This window comes from Agromyces aureus (genome assembly GCF_001660485.1).
GTDB lineage: Bacteria > Actinomycetota > Actinomycetes > Actinomycetales > Microbacteriaceae > Agromyces > Agromyces aureus.
Genome location: NZ_CP013979.1, coordinates 4,319,907 through 4,334,269, shown reverse-complemented (window position 1 = coordinate 4,334,269; position 14,363 = coordinate 4,319,907). Strand labels below are relative to the sequence as shown.

At 71.2% G+C, this 14,363-nt stretch carries 14 protein-coding genes; 11 read left to right on the top strand and 3 right to left on the bottom strand.

Annotation, left to right across the window (positions count from 1 at the left end):
- Positions 1 to 223 precede the first annotated feature (223 nt).
- From ATC03_RS19480 to ATC03_RS19465, 4 genes are all read left to right on the top strand, one after another.
- Positions 224 to 1,807 carry a Re/Si-specific NAD(P)(+) transhydrogenase subunit alpha gene (locus ATC03_RS19480; RefSeq protein WP_067880877.1) on the top strand — a complete coding sequence of 528 codons (1,584 nt, stop codon included), beginning with the start codon at positions 224 to 226 and terminating at the stop codon, positions 1,805 to 1,807.
- Complete coding sequence (pntB, locus tag ATC03_RS19475) at positions 1,800 to 3,221, top strand: Re/Si-specific NAD(P)(+) transhydrogenase subunit beta (RefSeq protein ID WP_227820176.1); 1,422 nt, start codon at positions 1,800 to 1,802, stop codon at positions 3,219 to 3,221. The genes ATC03_RS19480 and pntB overlap by 8 nt, the downstream gene beginning before the upstream one ends.
- 115 nt (positions 3,222 to 3,336) lie before the next feature.
- Entirely contained in the window at positions 3,337 to 3,921 is a 585-nt protein-coding gene (locus tag ATC03_RS19470; RefSeq protein WP_067882638.1) for an HdeD family acid-resistance protein, read from the top strand.
- A complete protein-coding gene (locus ATC03_RS19465; RefSeq protein ID WP_067880871.1) occupies positions 3,918 to 4,250 on the top strand; it encodes a hypothetical protein in 333 nt (110 codons plus the stop codon). Before ATC03_RS19470 ends, ATC03_RS19465 begins: the two co-directional genes overlap by 4 nt.
- 25 nt (positions 4,251 to 4,275) lie before the next feature.
- Here the strand turns inward: ATC03_RS19465 and purB are convergent, their stop codons facing one another.
- Positions 4,276 to 5,655, bottom strand: a complete 1,380-nt coding sequence (gene purB / locus ATC03_RS19460) for an adenylosuccinate lyase (protein ID WP_067880868.1) — start codon at positions 5,653 to 5,655, stop codon at positions 4,276 to 4,278.
- Complete coding sequence (locus ATC03_RS19455) at positions 5,652 to 6,179, bottom strand: low molecular weight protein-tyrosine-phosphatase (RefSeq protein ID WP_067880865.1); 528 nt, start codon at positions 6,177 to 6,179, stop codon at positions 5,652 to 5,654. Before ATC03_RS19455 ends, purB begins: the two co-directional genes overlap by 4 nt.
- Positions 6,180 to 6,270: 91 nt before the next feature.
- Here ATC03_RS19455 and ATC03_RS19450 point away from each other — a divergent pair, with 91 nt between their 5' ends.
- The 3 genes from ATC03_RS19450 to ATC03_RS19440 all read left to right on the top strand — a co-directional run bounded on the left by ATC03_RS19450 (position 6,271) and on the right by ATC03_RS19440 (position 9,036).
- Complete coding sequence (locus tag ATC03_RS19450; RefSeq protein WP_084003645.1) at positions 6,271 to 7,167, top strand: aminoglycoside phosphotransferase family protein; 897 nt, start codon at positions 6,271 to 6,273, stop codon at positions 7,165 to 7,167.
- Between the two features lie 106 nt (positions 7,168 to 7,273).
- Complete coding sequence (locus ATC03_RS19445) at positions 7,274 to 7,594, top strand: hypothetical protein (protein WP_067880858.1); 321 nt, start codon at positions 7,274 to 7,276, stop codon at positions 7,592 to 7,594.
- Positions 7,579 to 9,036 carry a hypothetical protein gene (locus ATC03_RS19440; protein ID WP_067880855.1) on the top strand — a complete coding sequence of 486 codons (1,458 nt, stop codon included), beginning with the start codon at positions 7,579 to 7,581 and terminating at the stop codon, positions 9,034 to 9,036. Before ATC03_RS19445 ends, ATC03_RS19440 begins: the two co-directional genes overlap by 16 nt.
- Before the next feature lie 25 nt (positions 9,037 to 9,061).
- On the opposite strand, the gene ATC03_RS19435 is transcribed toward ATC03_RS19440, so the two are convergent.
- Positions 9,062 to 9,445 (bottom strand): phage holin family protein, encoded by a 384-nt coding sequence (locus ATC03_RS19435; protein ID WP_067880852.1) that lies wholly within the window; start codon positions 9,443 to 9,445, stop codon positions 9,062 to 9,064.
- A 54-nt stretch (positions 9,446 to 9,499) separates the two neighbouring features.
- On the opposite strand from ATC03_RS19435, the gene ATC03_RS19430 reads away from it, so the two are divergent.
- The 4 genes from ATC03_RS19430 (at position 9,500) to ATC03_RS19415 (ending at position 14,339) form a co-directional block, all read left to right on the top strand.
- Complete coding sequence (locus ATC03_RS19430; protein ID WP_227820175.1) at positions 9,500 to 10,609, top strand: histidinol-phosphate transaminase; 1,110 nt, start codon at positions 9,500 to 9,502, stop codon at positions 10,607 to 10,609.
- Between the two features lie 17 nt (positions 10,610 to 10,626).
- On the top strand, positions 10,627 to 11,760 hold the full coding sequence (locus tag ATC03_RS19425) for a thiamine pyrophosphate-dependent dehydrogenase E1 component subunit alpha (RefSeq protein ID WP_067880849.1): 1,134 nt from the start codon (positions 10,627 to 10,629) through the stop codon (positions 11,758 to 11,760).
- A 137-nt stretch (positions 11,761 to 11,897) separates the two neighbouring features.
- Positions 11,898 to 12,857 (top strand): alpha-ketoacid dehydrogenase subunit beta, encoded by a 960-nt coding sequence (locus ATC03_RS19420; protein WP_067882635.1) that lies wholly within the window; start codon positions 11,898 to 11,900, stop codon positions 12,855 to 12,857.
- Positions 12,858 to 12,914: 57 nt separating this feature from the next.
- A complete protein-coding gene (locus tag ATC03_RS19415) occupies positions 12,915 to 14,339 on the top strand; it encodes a dihydrolipoamide acetyltransferase family protein (RefSeq protein WP_067880846.1) in 1,425 nt (474 codons plus the stop codon).
- Positions 14,340 to 14,363: the final 24 nt, after the last annotated feature.

Below are 14,363 nucleotides of genomic sequence, written 5' to 3'. Positions count from 1 at the left end.
TAGGGGTCGACGACGGCCCCTACGCTGATGCCCGAGCACGACCGCCCGAACGGTCGCCACCGGCATCCGCGGAACGCATCTGAAGGTGCCGCCCGCGCTGCCGAACAGCGCCTATGGTGGTGCTCGCAGCACCGTCGCCGCACCGCACGTTCGTGCACCCGAGGCGACGGCCGCGCAAGCCGCAGCGCCGCACCAGTGGGCGCCTCGACGTGAAGGAGCACCCATGTCCCGCATCGGGATCGTGACCGAGCACCATCCCGAGTCGCGCGTCGCCGCGACGCCCGCGACGGTGAAGCAGCTCGTCGCCCTCGGCTACGAGGTCGTCGTCGAAGCGGGCGCCGGCGCGCGCTCGTCGTTCCCCGACGAGGCCTATGCCGGGGCGGGTGCCGAGATCGCCGACCGGGCCGCTGCGCTCGGCGGCGACGTCGTGCTCCTGGTCAATGCGCCGACGGATGCCGACATCGCGGCGCTCTCGCCCGGCTCGACCGTCATCGGACTGCTCGCGCCCGCGTTCAAGCCCGAACTGCTGCAGGCGCTCGCCGACCGCGGCGTCACGGCCCTCGCGATGGACGCCGTGCCGCGCATCTCGCGGGCCCAGTCGATGGACGTGTTGAGCTCGATGGCGAACATCGCCGGCTACCGGGCGGTCGTCGAGGCGGCCCACGAGTTCGGGCGCTTCTTCACGGGCCAGGTCACGGCCGCGGGCAAGGTGCCGCCGGCCAAGGTGCTCGTCGCGGGCGCCGGGGTCGCCGGCCTCGCGGCGATCGGCGCTGCGTCGAGCCTCGGTGCGATCGTGCGCGCGACCGACCCGCGGCCCGAGGTCGCCGACCAGGTGAAGTCGATCGGCGGCTCGTACCTCGCCGTCGAGGTCGCCGAGCAGATGCAGTCGACCGACGGCTACGCGAAGGCCACGAGCGAGGACTACGACCGCCGAGCGGCCGAGCTCTACTCCGAGCAGGCGGCCGACGTCGACATCATCATCACGACCGCGCTGATCCCGGGTCGACCGGCGCCCAAGCTCATCACGGCCGCCGATGTCGCGAGCATGCGCTCGGGCAGCGTCATCGTCGACATGGCGGCGGGCCAGGGCGGCAACGTCGCGGGCTCCGTCGCGGGCGAGCGCGTCGTCACGCCGAACGGGGTGGTGATCCTCGGCTACACGGATCTCGCCTCGCGCCTGCCGACGCAGGCCTCGCAGCTCTACGGCACGAACGTCGTGAACCTGCTCAAGCTGCTGACGCCCGCCAAGGACGGCCGGCTCGTGCTCGACTTCGACGACGTCGTGCAGCGATCGGTCACCGTCGCCCAGCCCGGCGCGGTCACGTGGCCTCCCCCGCCCGTGCAGGTGTCGGCGGCCCCGGCCGCGACATCCGCAGTCCCTGGGGCGCCGGATGCTGCGGCCGCCGCCGCCAAGCCCGCGCGCAAGCCGATGACACCGGTCAAGAAGGTGTTGCTCATCGCGCTCGGCATCGCGGCGCTGTTCGCGGTCAACGCGATCGCCCCGGCCCCGCTCCCCCAGCACTTCACGGTGCTCGTGCTCTCGGTCGTGATCGGGTACTACGTGATCGGCAAGGTCGCCCACGCGCTGCACACGCCGCTCATGAGCGTCACGAACGCCATCTCGGGCATCATCATCGTCGGCGCTATGGTGCAGATCACGAGCTCCGAGCCCGTGGTGCAGGTGCTCGCCGCAGTCGCCGTGCTGCTCGCAGCCATCAACATCTTCGGCGGCTTCGCCGTGACCCGACGCATGCTCGCGATGTTCTCTGCCGGCACGACGAACAAGACCGGAGGCGACCGTGCCTGAGACCACCGCCCTCCTGACCCCGGCGTCCATCGCCGGAGCGGCCTACATCGTCGCCGCGCTGCTGTTCATCCTCAGTCTCGCGGGCCTCAGCAGACATGAAACCGCCAAGGCCGGTGTCGGCTACGGCATCGCCGGCATGGTCATCGCGCTCGTCGCCACCGTGGGCGTCGTCGTGTCGGATGCCTGGGGGTCGCCGCAGGCGACGCTCGGACTGAGCCTGCTCGCGGCCGCCGTCGTCATCGGCGGCGCGATCGGACTCTGGCGCGCTCGGGTCGTCGAGATGACCGGCATGCCCGAGCTCATCGCGCTGCTGCACAGCTTCGTCGGCCTCGCGGCCGTGCTGGTCGGCTGGAACGGCGCGCTCGAGACCTCCGGACTCAGCGGCGCCCTCCTCGACATCCACCACGCTGAGGTCTTCATCGGCGTCTTCATCGGCGCGGTCACGTTCACCGGCTCGATCGTCGCGTTCCTGAAGCTCTCGGCGCGCATGAAGTCGGCGCCGCTCATGCTGCCCGGCAAGAACGCGCTGAACCTCGGCGCCCTCGTCGCGTTCGTCGCGCTGACGGTCTGGTACGTCATCACGCCCGAACTCTGGCTGCTCGTCGTCGTCACCGCGCTCGCCCTGGCCCTCGGCTGGCACCTCGTCGCGTCGATCGGCGGCGGCGACATGCCCGTCGTCATCTCGATGCTGAACAGCTACTCGGGCTGGGCCGCGGCCGCGGCCGGCTTCCTGCTGAACAACGACCTGCTGATCGTGACCGGCGCGCTCGTCGGCTCGTCGGGTGCCTACCTCTCGTACATCATGTGCAAGGCCATGAACCGGTCGTTCATCTCGGTCATCGCCGGAGGCTTCGGCATCGCCGCGCCCTCCTCGTCGGGCGAGGTGCAGGGCGAGATCCACGAGATCACGGCGACGGATGCTGCCGCGCTGCTGCGCGACGCGACCAGCGTGATCATCACGCCCGGCTACGGCATGGCCGTCGCGCAGGCGCAGCACCCCGTCGCCGACCTCACGGCGAAGCTCCGCGAACGCGGCGTGGACGTGCGCTTCGGCATCCACCCGGTCGCCGGCCGACTTCCCGGGCACATGAACGTGCTCCTCGCCGAGGCGAAGGTGCCCTACGACATCGTCGAGGAGATGGACGAGATCAACGACGACTTCGCCGAGACCTCGGTCGTGCTCGTGATCGGCGCGAACGACACCGTGAACCCGGCCGCCGCCGAAGATCCCGGCAGTCCGATCGCCGGCATGCCCGTGCTGCACGTCTGGGAGGCCTCCGACGTGATCGTGTTCAAGCGCTCGATGGCCGCCGGCTACGCGGGCGTCGCGAACCCCCTGTTCACCCGCGACAACACGCAGATGCTCTTCGGTGACGCGAAGGACCGGGTGGAGGACATCCTGCGTGCCCTCTGAGCCGGTCGCCGGCACCGCGGCCTCGACCGGCGGTCGAGCGACCGGGCTCTCAGGTTCGCGGGGCCGCGGCACGTAGGATGGATCGGTACCCCCCTCCGAAGTGAAAGAGGTCGCCGTGGCCACCGCCCGCGATGCCGCCCCGGAGCGCGCCCGTTACTGGGTCGCCCCGGTCGTCCGCGGACTCCTGGCCCTCGTGCCCGCCGCCGTCATCACGTTCTCGCCGAACCACTCGGCCGCGTTCGGCCTCGTGGTCTTCGGCGCGTGGGCGGTCGCGTCGGGCCTGGTCGTCGGGGCGCTGTCGCTGCGGCTGATCGAAGATCGCGGCATCCGCTCGATCTTCGCGATCACCGCCGTCGTCACCGTGGTCGCGGGCCTGCTCGCCCTCACCGTGCCCGGCGGGCTCCCGTTCCTGCTCTTCCTCGTGAGCGCGTGGGCCGCCGTCACCGGGTTCCTCGAGCTCTACGCGGGCCTCCGCGGACGCGGCCGCACGCCCGCCGCGCGCGACTGGATCGCCGCCGGCGGGTTCACCGCCATCCTCGCGATCGTCTTCCTCCTGCTGCCGCCCGACACGGTGACCGCGGTCGGCCTCATCGGCGGCTACCTCGTGATCCTCGGCGTCTACCTGCTCATCGGCGGGTTCTCGCTGAAGTGGGCCGCTGCGGCCGACACCCAGGCATCCGGATCGGAGCAACTCTCGTGAGCAAGCCCTCTGGCGACTACCAGCCGAGCCGGCGCGAGGTGCTCCGCCCGGTGGAGTACGTCGGCGGTGCGGCCATCGCCGCGATCTTCGTCGGCGTCATCTCGCTCGTCGCGACGCGCGACCTCGTGCTCGCGGCCATCGGCACGGGCGCCGTGTTCATCATCGTGCTCGTCGTGCTCGCGCTGCTCGCGATGACCATCAAGCCCGATGCCGCGGAGTCGGCCGAGCTCGACGACGAGGCCGCCGCGCGGGCGGCCCGTGAGGGCGACGCCCCTGGCGGCGAGACGCCCGGCGCCCCCGAGGCGCCCGAGGCCCCGAAGGGCCACTGACGCCCGACGGAGGCCCGGCCGACCGCTAGAGCCGGTCGACGAGCTCCGACGCGATGCCCGTGTAGGTGCCGGGCGTCAGCGCCAGCAGCCGCTGCTTGGCGTCGTCGCCGATCTCGAGGCCGTTCACGAACTCGACGAGGTCGGCCTGGCCGATGCGCTTGCCGCGCGTGAGCTCCTTGAGCAGGGCGTACGGGTCGGCGATGTTCGAACGGCCGGCGGCGACCTCGGCGCGGATCACCGTCTGGATCGCCTCGCCGAGCACCTCCCAGTTGCCGTCGAGGTCGGCGGCGAGCACCGCGAGGTCGAGGTCGATCTCGCCGAGGCCGCGCTGGATGTTGTCGAGCGCGAGCATCGAGTGCCCGAAGCCGACGCCGATGTTGCGCTGCGCCGACGAGTCGGTGAGGTCGCGCTGGAGGCGCGAGGTCACGAGCGTCGCGGCGAGCGAGTCGAGCACCGCGCTCGAGAGCTCGAGGTTCGCCTCGGCGTTCTCGAAGCGGATCGGGTTGACCTTGTGCGGCATGGTCGATGAGCCCGTCGCGCCGGCGACCGGCGTCTGGCGGAAGATGCCGAGCGAGATGTAGGTCCAGATGTCGGTCGCGAGGTTGTGCAGCACCCGGTTCGCGTGCGAGATGCGGCCGTAGAGCTCGGCCTGCCAGTCGTGCGACTCGATCTGGGTGGTGAGGGGGTTCCAGCCGAGCCCGAGCGACTCGACGAACTCGCGCGACACGTCGGGCCACGAGACATCCGGAGCGGCGACGACATGCGCCGAGAACGTGCCGGTCGCACCCGAGAACTTGCCGAGGTACTCGCTCGCCTCGACCTGCTTCGCGATGCGCTCGAGTCGGTAGACGAAGACCGCGAGCTCCTTGCCCATGGTCGACGGGGTCGCGGGCTGGCCGTGGGTGCGCGAGAGCATCGCGTCGTCTCGGTGGGCGCGGGCGAGCTCGGCGATCGTGGCGATGACCGAACGGTACTTCGGCAGCCACACCTGCTGCACGGCATCGCGCACGGTGACCGCGTACGAGAGGTTGTTGATGTCTTCACTGGTGCACGCGAAGTGCGTGAGCTCGGCGAGGTGGTCGAGGTTCAGGTCGCTGAGGCGACGGCGCACGTAGTACTCGACGGCCTTCACGTCGTGGCGCGTGGTGGCCTCGAGCGATGCGAGCTCGTCGATGTCGGGCTGGCCGAACTCGGTGACGACGCGGCGGAGGGCCGCCTTCTGGTCGTCGGTGAGCGGCGAGGTGCCGAAGAATCCGCGGTCGGTCTGCGCGATGAGCCACTCGACCTCGACGTGCACGCGGGCGCGGTTGAGGCCGGCTTCGGAGAGGTGTTCGCCGAGCGTTCCGACGGCGGAACGGTACCGTCCGTCGAGCGGGCTGAGCGGCTGAGGAGGCAGCGTGGTCATCGGATTCCTTGTCTGAGAGCGGGAGCGAGTTGGCGGAACAGCGCCATCGTCGCCTGCTCTATCATCCCAAGAACTCGATCGAAGGCCGCCCCGTCGGAGTAGTAGGGGTCGGGTACGTCCTGCAGCGCGGCCAGTTCGGCGTCGAACTCGAGCAGCAGGCGCACCTTCTGCTGGTCGGCCGAGTCGTGCGCCCAGTTGCGCAGGATGCGGGCCTGGCCGCGGTCGAACGCCACGACGAGGTCGAGGTTCGGAAAGTCGGTCGCGTCGAACTGGCGCGCGCGATGCTTCGACCCGTCGTAGCCGGCGCGCTCGAGCGCGGCCACCGTTCGCAGGTCGGCCTGCTCGCCCACGTGCCAGTCGCCGGTCGCCGCCGACTCGATCTGGATGCGCGCCCCGAGGCCCGCGCGTTCGGCGAGGGAGCGCAGCACGGCCTCGGCCATCGGCGACCGGCAGATGTTGCCCGTGCAGACGAATGACACTCGGAATGGCTGCGCGGCATCACCTGCGGCGTCGGCACGCGTCATGCCCTCCATTCTGGCGGCGATGCGCGTCGGGCGCACCAGCCAAAACGGGGGCGTACGCTGACGTGCGTCGTCGATGCGGGAGGAGCAGCGCGTGGCCGATGCCCCCGAGCCCGATCTGCACCCCGACGAAGACCTCGTGCGGCGGCTCGTCGCGTCGCAGCATCCCGATCTCGTGGCGCCGGTTCGGCGCGTCGCGAACGGGTGGGACAACGTCATGTTCCGCCTCGGCGACGATCTGGCGGTGCGGATGCCGCGGCGCGAGGTCGCGATCCAGCTCGCGTTGCACGAGCAGCGCTGGCTGCCCGAGCTCGCCGGCCGGCTCCCGACGCCCGTGCCCGCACCGGTGCGGATCGGGCGTCCGGCGCCCGAGTTCGGCTACGACGTGCCGTGGAGCATCGTGCCGTGGCTCCCCGGCGTCTCGGCGCTCGAGTTCACCGTGCCGGTTCGGGATGCCGCGGCGGTCGCCCTCGCGGAGTTCGTCGCCGCCCTCGGGGTGCCCGCGCGCGCTGCGGCTCCCGTGAGCCCGGTGCGCGGCGTGCCGCTCGCCGTGCGCGACGAGTCGGTCCGCGCCAGGCTCGCCGCAGGCCGCGTGGACGAGCCCGACGCGGTCGCGCGCGTGTGGGAGCGTTCGCTCGCGGCATCCGTCTGGCACGGGCCGCCGGTGTGGCTGCACGGCGACCTGCACCCCGGAAACCTGCTGCTGCACGATGACGGCGCACTTGCGGGCGTCATCGACTTCGGCGACCTCACGGCCGGTGATCCGGCGACCGACCTGGCGACCGCGTGGTTCATGTTCGGGCCGAGCGGGCGGGCGGCGTTCCGCCGTCGGCTCGAGGAGCTCGCCGAGGTCGATGCGGCGATGTGGGAGCGCGCGAGGGGGTGGGCGGTCGTGCTGGCGACGGCGATGGTCGACGTGACCGACGCGCGGAGCCCGCTCGGCAGCATGGGCGCGCGCGTACTCGTCGAGGTGGTCGCCGAGGCGGGCTGACGCGACCATCGGCCACTCCTCCTCCCGAGGATCGCCTCAGCGCGGTGTGTGCACGCGGAGGTGCCGTCGTGCCGTCCGTGGAACGGCATTCACGGAGGCTGGGCGGATGCGAGAGTCGACGTGGCAGGCGCGGTGCGCAGCCGAGGTTCCCCAGCAGCTCGGCGCGGTCGAGCGACAGTTGCGCCTCATCGATGCACTGGTCGCCGAGACCCACGGCTGGGCTGCCGCACTCAGCGGCGGATCGGCGACGCGCATCTGGTGCGGTGTGGCATCCGATCGCTATGCGCAGGCGCTCGAACGCCTGGTCAGCCGCCTCAGCGGCGCGACCGATGCGCTCGAAGAAGCTCGTGACGGCCTGATGCGCGAGGCCGTCCAACTCCGCGCGCTCGCCGCAGAGGGCGGGGCAGGCGCATGGCCGACGATCTGACCGTCACGGCCGGCGGATCGACCTCCGTCGTGCTGGGCGAGCTCTGGGAGGAAGCGGCGCGACTCGGTGTCGCCGAGGCGAGATGCGCCGACTGGGCCGATCGGGTCGACGCGGTGCGCATCGACATGCTGGGCTCGCGGCCCGTTGGGCCTGCCGGTGGCCCAGTCGTGGAATCGCCGACGCTCGCCGTCGAACGGGCCTGGTTCGCGCTGCGCGACATGCAAGACGATGCGCGCGATCTGCGATTCGCACTCGACACCGCGTCATCCGGTTACGGCGACGTCGAGCGCATGGTCGCGTCGATGTGGGAGCTCGGCTCGCGGCTCGGCGCGCACGTGTTCGCAGACGCCACGGGCTTCGGCGCGGGGGTCACCGCCTCGGCCGTCCTCGGGGGCGCACCGTTCGCGATGTCCCTGCTGATCGCCGGCGCCATCGGAGGCGCATGGGACCCGGGCGCCACCGGTCGACGGATCCTCGCCGACCCGGCATTCATCGACGTCATCCGGACGCTCCCCGGCACGCTCGACGAGAGTGCGCTCATGGCCGTCGGTATCGCCCCTCCGATCGCGAGGCTGCTCGGCGCTCGAACCCGCACGCCCGACGCGGCGGCCGCGGCGCTCACCGCAGCGGCCGCCCTCGGGGTGCTCGGCAGCCGGGCGCTCGTCGAGGGTCCGGTCTCGGTGGTGCCCGCGACGAGCGCACCGAACGGCGCCGCGAAGATGCAGAGCGTGCCCCCGCCGATCGGCGTCGGGGAGCTCGCTCGACGCATCCCGAGTCCGAACCACGACGAGCCGCAAATCGCCGTCGAGCGCTACGACGTCGATGGAGAGCGGCGCTTCGTCGTCTACGTCTCGGGCACGGTCACCTTCGACCCCGAGCCCGGCGGCGAGCCGTTCGACCTCACCAACGACGTGTATGGCGTCGCCGACGATGGGCTGACCGGCGCGGTCGGCACCCCTGAGTCGACCGGTGCGGCAGAACGAGCCGTGCGTCAGGCGCTCGCAGAGGCCGGAGCCGAACCCGGAGACCCCGTCATGCCGGTCGGGTTCTCGGCCGGCGGAATCACCGCGGCCGACCTCGCGCGCGCCCCCGACCTCGCGGTGCCGCTCGCCGTGACGTTCGGCGCACCGAGCGGTGCCGCCTCCACCGGCGACGTGCCGGTGCTCTCGATCGAGCACGTCGAAGACCTCGTGCCCGCCACCGGTGGCATCGATTCGGGTGCGTCGGGCTTTGCGCGAGTCACCAGGCGCGTGTTCGACGACGACGGCGACCACGAACCATTGGCGTCGCACTCGCTCGAGCTCTACCGGCAGACGGGCGCCTTGGTCGACGGCAACGACGATCCGGTCGTGCTCGCCTTCGAAGCGCGCATCGTCGACTTCACGGGTGGCGCGAGCGGCCGCCGCAGCGAGTGGCTCGCGACGCGCGAACCCCCGACGTGACGCTCGCGATCTTCAGCAGTGGAGATCAGTCCCGGCTCGGGCGCACCACGAGGCCGATGAGCCAGCTGAAGAGGCCGAGCACCAGCGCACCGAGCACGCCCCACCAGAACGTCTCGACGACGAGGCCGAACCCGATGAGGTCGCTGAACCAGTCGACGATCAGCAGCAGGAGGCCGTTCACGATGAACGAGATCAGTCCGAGCGTGAGCACGTACAGCGGGAACGCGACGATGCGGATGAACGTGCCGATGATGGCGTTCACGAGGCCGAAGATCGCGGCGACGAGCAGGTACGTCAGCACGGTGCCGATCGCGGTGTCGTCGTAGGGCACGACCTTCACGCCGGCGACGAGCAGCGTGGTGAGCCAGAGGGCGAACGCGACGACGAGGACCTTGATGATGAACCGCATGCGCCTACTCTCCCAGACGCGACCCGCGATGGGCGAGAAGGTACCGTGGATTCCGTGACCAATCCCGAGTCGACGACGCCGGGCATCCGCCTGCGTCCAGAGATCGCCGCGCTCCCGCCGTACCGTCAGGGGCGCCCCGCGCCCGCCGAGGGCTACAAGCTCTCGAGCAACGAGAATCCGTTCGATCCGCTGCCCGGCGTCGCCGAGGCGGTCGCGGCGACGGCGACGGCGATCAACCGCTATCCCGACGCGACGGCGCTGACGCTGCGCGAGAAGCTGGGCGAGCGTTTCGGCGTCACGCCCGACGAGGTGCTCGTCGGCGACGGCTCCGTCGCGCTGCTCGCCCAGTTCATCCTCGCGGCGGCTGCCCCCGGCGACGAGGTCGTCTACTCCTGGCGCTCCTTCGAGGCCTACCCGGGCCTCGTCACCGTCTCCGGTGCGACCAGCGTGCAGATCCCGAACCGCGCCGACCACGGCCACGACCTCGACGCCATGGCCGACGCGATCACCGACCGCACCCGCGTCGTCATCGTCTGCTCCCCCAACAACCCCACGGGCGTCACCGTCACCGCCGACGAGTTCGAGGCGTTCATGGCCCGCGTGCCGAGCGACCTGCTCGTGCTGCTCGACGAGGCCTACGTCGAGTTCGTGCGCGACGCGGCATCCGTCGACGGGCGCACGCTCATCGGGCGCTACCCGAACCTCGTGGTGCTGCGAACGTTCTCGAAGGCGTACGGCCTCGCGGGGCTGCGGGTCGGCTACGCGATCGGCCCCGTCGCGATTCTCGACGCCGCACGCGCGACCGCGATCCCGCTCGGCGTCACCGCGGCCGCCGGAGCCGCCGGCGTCGCCTCGCTCGAGCCCACTGCCGAGACCGAACTGCTCGCCAGGGTCGCCGAGATCGTCGAGCGCCGCACGCGCCTGCACACGGGCCTCGTCTCGCAGGGCTGGCCCGTGCCCGACGCGCAGGGCAACTTCGTCTGGCTGCCGACGGGTGCCGACACGACCGCGGTCGCCGAGCGCCTGTTCGACGCGGGCGTGGTCGTGCGCGCGTTCCCGCCCGAGGGCATTCGGGTTTCGATCGGCGAGCACGAGTCTGTGGATATCCTCCTCGGGATTCTCGGAGAGCTTGTACCGGCTTCACAAGAAGGGCACCCGAAGTAGCGGGTAGCGTGAAACCCGTGGTCGCCCAGGAACGAGAATTCACCGCGCCGACGGTGCAACTGCTGACCCCCGAGGGAGCGCTTCGGCCCTCCCCCGAGGCCGAGGCCTACCTCCCGCTGATCGAGGCGCTCGACGACGCGACGCTCGAGCAGTTCCACCGGGACATGGTCATCTCGCGTCGCCTCGACATCACCGGCGCGAACCTGCAGCGGCAGGGGCAGCTGGCGCTGTGGGTGCCGAGCCACGGCCAGGAGGCCGCGCAGGTCGGCTCCGCGCGCGCCTCGCGCCCGCAGGACCACATCTTCCCGTCGTACCGCGAGCACATCGTCGGCATGATCCGCGGGCTCGACCCCGTGCGAATCCTCGGCCTGCTGCGCGGCGCGACGCTCGGCGGGTGGAATCCCGCCGAGAACGGCAACTTCCACCTCTACACGCTCGTGCTGGCGTCGCAGACGCTGCACGCCACCGGCTACGCCATGGGCATCAAGTTCGACGGCGCCTCGGGCACCGGCGACCCCGAGACCGATGCCGCGGTGCTCGTGTACTACGGCGACGGCTCGACCTCGCAGGGCGACGCCAGTGAGGCGCTCGTGTTCGCGGCGAGCTACCAGGCGCCCGAGGTCTTCTTCGTGCAGAACAACCAGTGGGCGATCTCGGTGCCCGTCTCGCGCCAGTCGCGCACCCCGCTCTCGCTCCGCGGCGCCGGGTTCGGCATGCCGAGCCTGCGCATCGACGGCAACGACGTGCTCGTGAGCTACGCCGCCACACGCGTCGCCCTCGAAGAGGCGCGTTCGGGCCAGGGCCCGAGCTTCATCGAGGCGCTGACCTACCGCATGGGCGCGCACACCACGGCCGACGACCCCACGAAGTACCGCACCGACGACGAGGTCGCCTACTGGGCCGAGCGCGACCCGATCATCCGCTACCGCGCGTGGCTCGAGTCCCGCGGTGCGTCGGCCGAGTTCTTCGCCTCGGCCGACGAAGAGGCGGCGGATGTCGCGAGCGACGTCCGCAAGCGCGCCCTCGAGGTGACGGTTCCCACGCGGGAGACCATCTTCAAGCACGTGTACAGCGAACCGCACCCGCTCATGGCGGAGCAGGCGGCCTGGCTCCAGGCGTACGAGACCGGATTCGAAGGAGGTGCAGCGTGAGCACCGACATCGAGGAGCAGCTGCAGGCCGGAGCGGTCGAACCGATCGTGGCGACCGAGACGAACGTGCCTGGGCCGGCGAACGGCGAGCCCGCGGCATCCGCAGAGCCCGGCGCGAAGGGCGTGCAGACGCTCTCGATGGCGAAGGCCATCACCGCGGGCCTCCGTGAAGCCCTGCGCGCCGACGACAAGGTGCTGCTGATGGGCGAGGACATCGGGCCGCTCGGCGGCGTGTTCCGCGTCACCGAGGGGCTCCAGGCCGAGTTCGGCGATCACCGCGTGCTCGATACGCCGCTCGCCGAGTCCGGCATCGTCGGCACGGCCATCGGCCTCGCGATGCGCGGCTACCGGCCGGTCATCGAGATCCAGTTCGACGGCTTCATCTTCCCGGCCTTCGACCAGATCACGACCCAGCTCTCGCGCATGACCCTGCGCCACGACGGCTCGATCTCGATGCCGATCGTCATCCGCGTGCCCTACGGCGGGCACATCGGCTCGATCGAGCACCACCAGGAGAGCCCCGAGGCCTACTTCGCGCACACGCCCGGCCTCCGGGTCGTGAGCCCGTCGAGCCCGCACGATGCCTACTGGATGATCCAGGAGGCCATCGCGTCGAACGACCCCGTGCTGTTCTTCGAGCCGAAGAGCCGGTACTGGCCGAAGGGGCCGGTCGACCTCGACCACTCGGGCGTGCCGCTGCACTCGAGCCGCGTCATCCGTTCGGGCACCGACGTCACGGTCGTCGGCCACGGCGCGATGATCTCGACACTGCTGCAGGCCGCCGACATCGCCGGCGAAGAGGGCACGAGCATCGAGGTCGTCGACCTGCGCTCGCTCTCCCCCATCGACTACGGACCGCTGCTCGAATCGGTCGGCCGCACCGGTCGCCTCGTCGTCGCGCAAGAGGCCTACGGCTCGGTCAGCGTCGGATCCGAGATCGCCGCGACCGTCGCCGAGCGGGCGTTCTACTCGCTCGAGGCTCCCGTGCTGCGGGTCTCGAGCTTCGACACGCCGTTCCCCCCTGCGGCACTCGAGACCGAGTACCTGCCGAGCCCCGACCGGGTGCTCGAAGCCGTCGACCGTGCGCTCGCGTACTGACGACGACACGAAACCGATATGACGATGTCGGCATAGATCGACTGCGAGGGTGGACACATGACTGAGATCCGGTTCCCGTTGCCCGACGTCGGTGAAGGACTCACCGAGGCCGAGATCGTGCAGTGGCGGGTCGCCCCCGGCGATGCCATCGCGCTCGACCAGGTCTTCGTCGAGATCGAGACGGCCAAGTCGCTCGTCGAGCTGCCGAGCGCGTTCGAGGGCGTCGTCACCGAGCTGCTGGTCGGCGAGGGCACCACGGTCGACGTCGGCACGCCGATCCTGGTGATCCAGACGGCGGATGCCGCGGGCTCGCCGGCCGCGTCGGCTCCCACGTCCGAGCAGGTCGCCGCCCCGGCGGCCGGTGCGCAGCCCGCCGCTCCTCCCGCGGCTGCGGCGCCCGCCACGGTCGCGTCGCACGCGTCGGCCCCGTCGGAGGGCGGCGGCGCCGTGCTCGTCGGCCACGGCGCGTCCGGCCCTTCGGGCACCCGGCGTCGACAGCGGCATCCGTCGCCCGGAGGCGCGCACGAACACCTCGCGCCCACGCCGCCCCCGGCTCCCGCGGCCGCGTCGGCCCCGGCCGGTGGCACGCCCGCGCCCGTCGCCCCGCGCCCGGACTCCGGTGTGCCGGTGATCGCCAAGCCGCCGATCCGCAAGCTGGCGAAGGATCTCGGCGTCGACCTCTCACGGGTCGCCCCCACCGGACCGATCGGCGACATCACGCGCGACGACGTGATCCGCGAGGCGAGCCAGGCGAGCGTGTTCCGCAACATCCAGACGCCCGAGGCGCCCTCGGACCGCGAGACCCGCATTCCCGTGAAGGGCGTGCGCAAGGCGATCGCCGCCGCGATGGTGCAGAGCGCATACTCCGCGCCGCATGTCTCCGTGTTCGTCGATGTCGATGCGACCCGCACGATGGAGTACCTCAAGCGACTCAAGGCCTCCCCCGACTACGCCGGCGTGCGGATCTCGCCGCTGCTCATCATGGCCAAGGCGATGCTGTGGGCCGTGCGGCGCAACCCCACGGTCAACGCCCAGTGGACCGATGACGAGATCATCGTCAAGCACTTCGTGAACCTCGGCATCGCTGCGGCGACGCCTCGCGGGCTCATCGTGCCGAACGTCAAGAACGCGCAGGACATGTCGATGGTCGAACTCGCGACCGCGCTCGAGCAGCTCACGCTGACCGCCCGCGAGGGCAAGACGCAGCCGGCCGAGATGCAGGGCGGCACGATCACCATCACGAACATCGGCGTTTTCGGCATGGACACCGGCACGCCGATCCTGAACCCCGGCGAGGTCGGCATCGTCGCGCTCGGCACGATCAAGCAGAAGCCGTGGGTCGTCGACGGCGAGGTGCGTCCGCGCTTCGTGACGACGATCGGCGGTTCGTTCGATCACCGGGTCGTCGACGGCGACGTCGTGTCGCGCTTCGTCGCCGACGTGGCATCGATCATCGAGGAGCCGGCGCTGCTGCTGGAGTAGCCAGGGCGCTGGTCTCGATCCGCG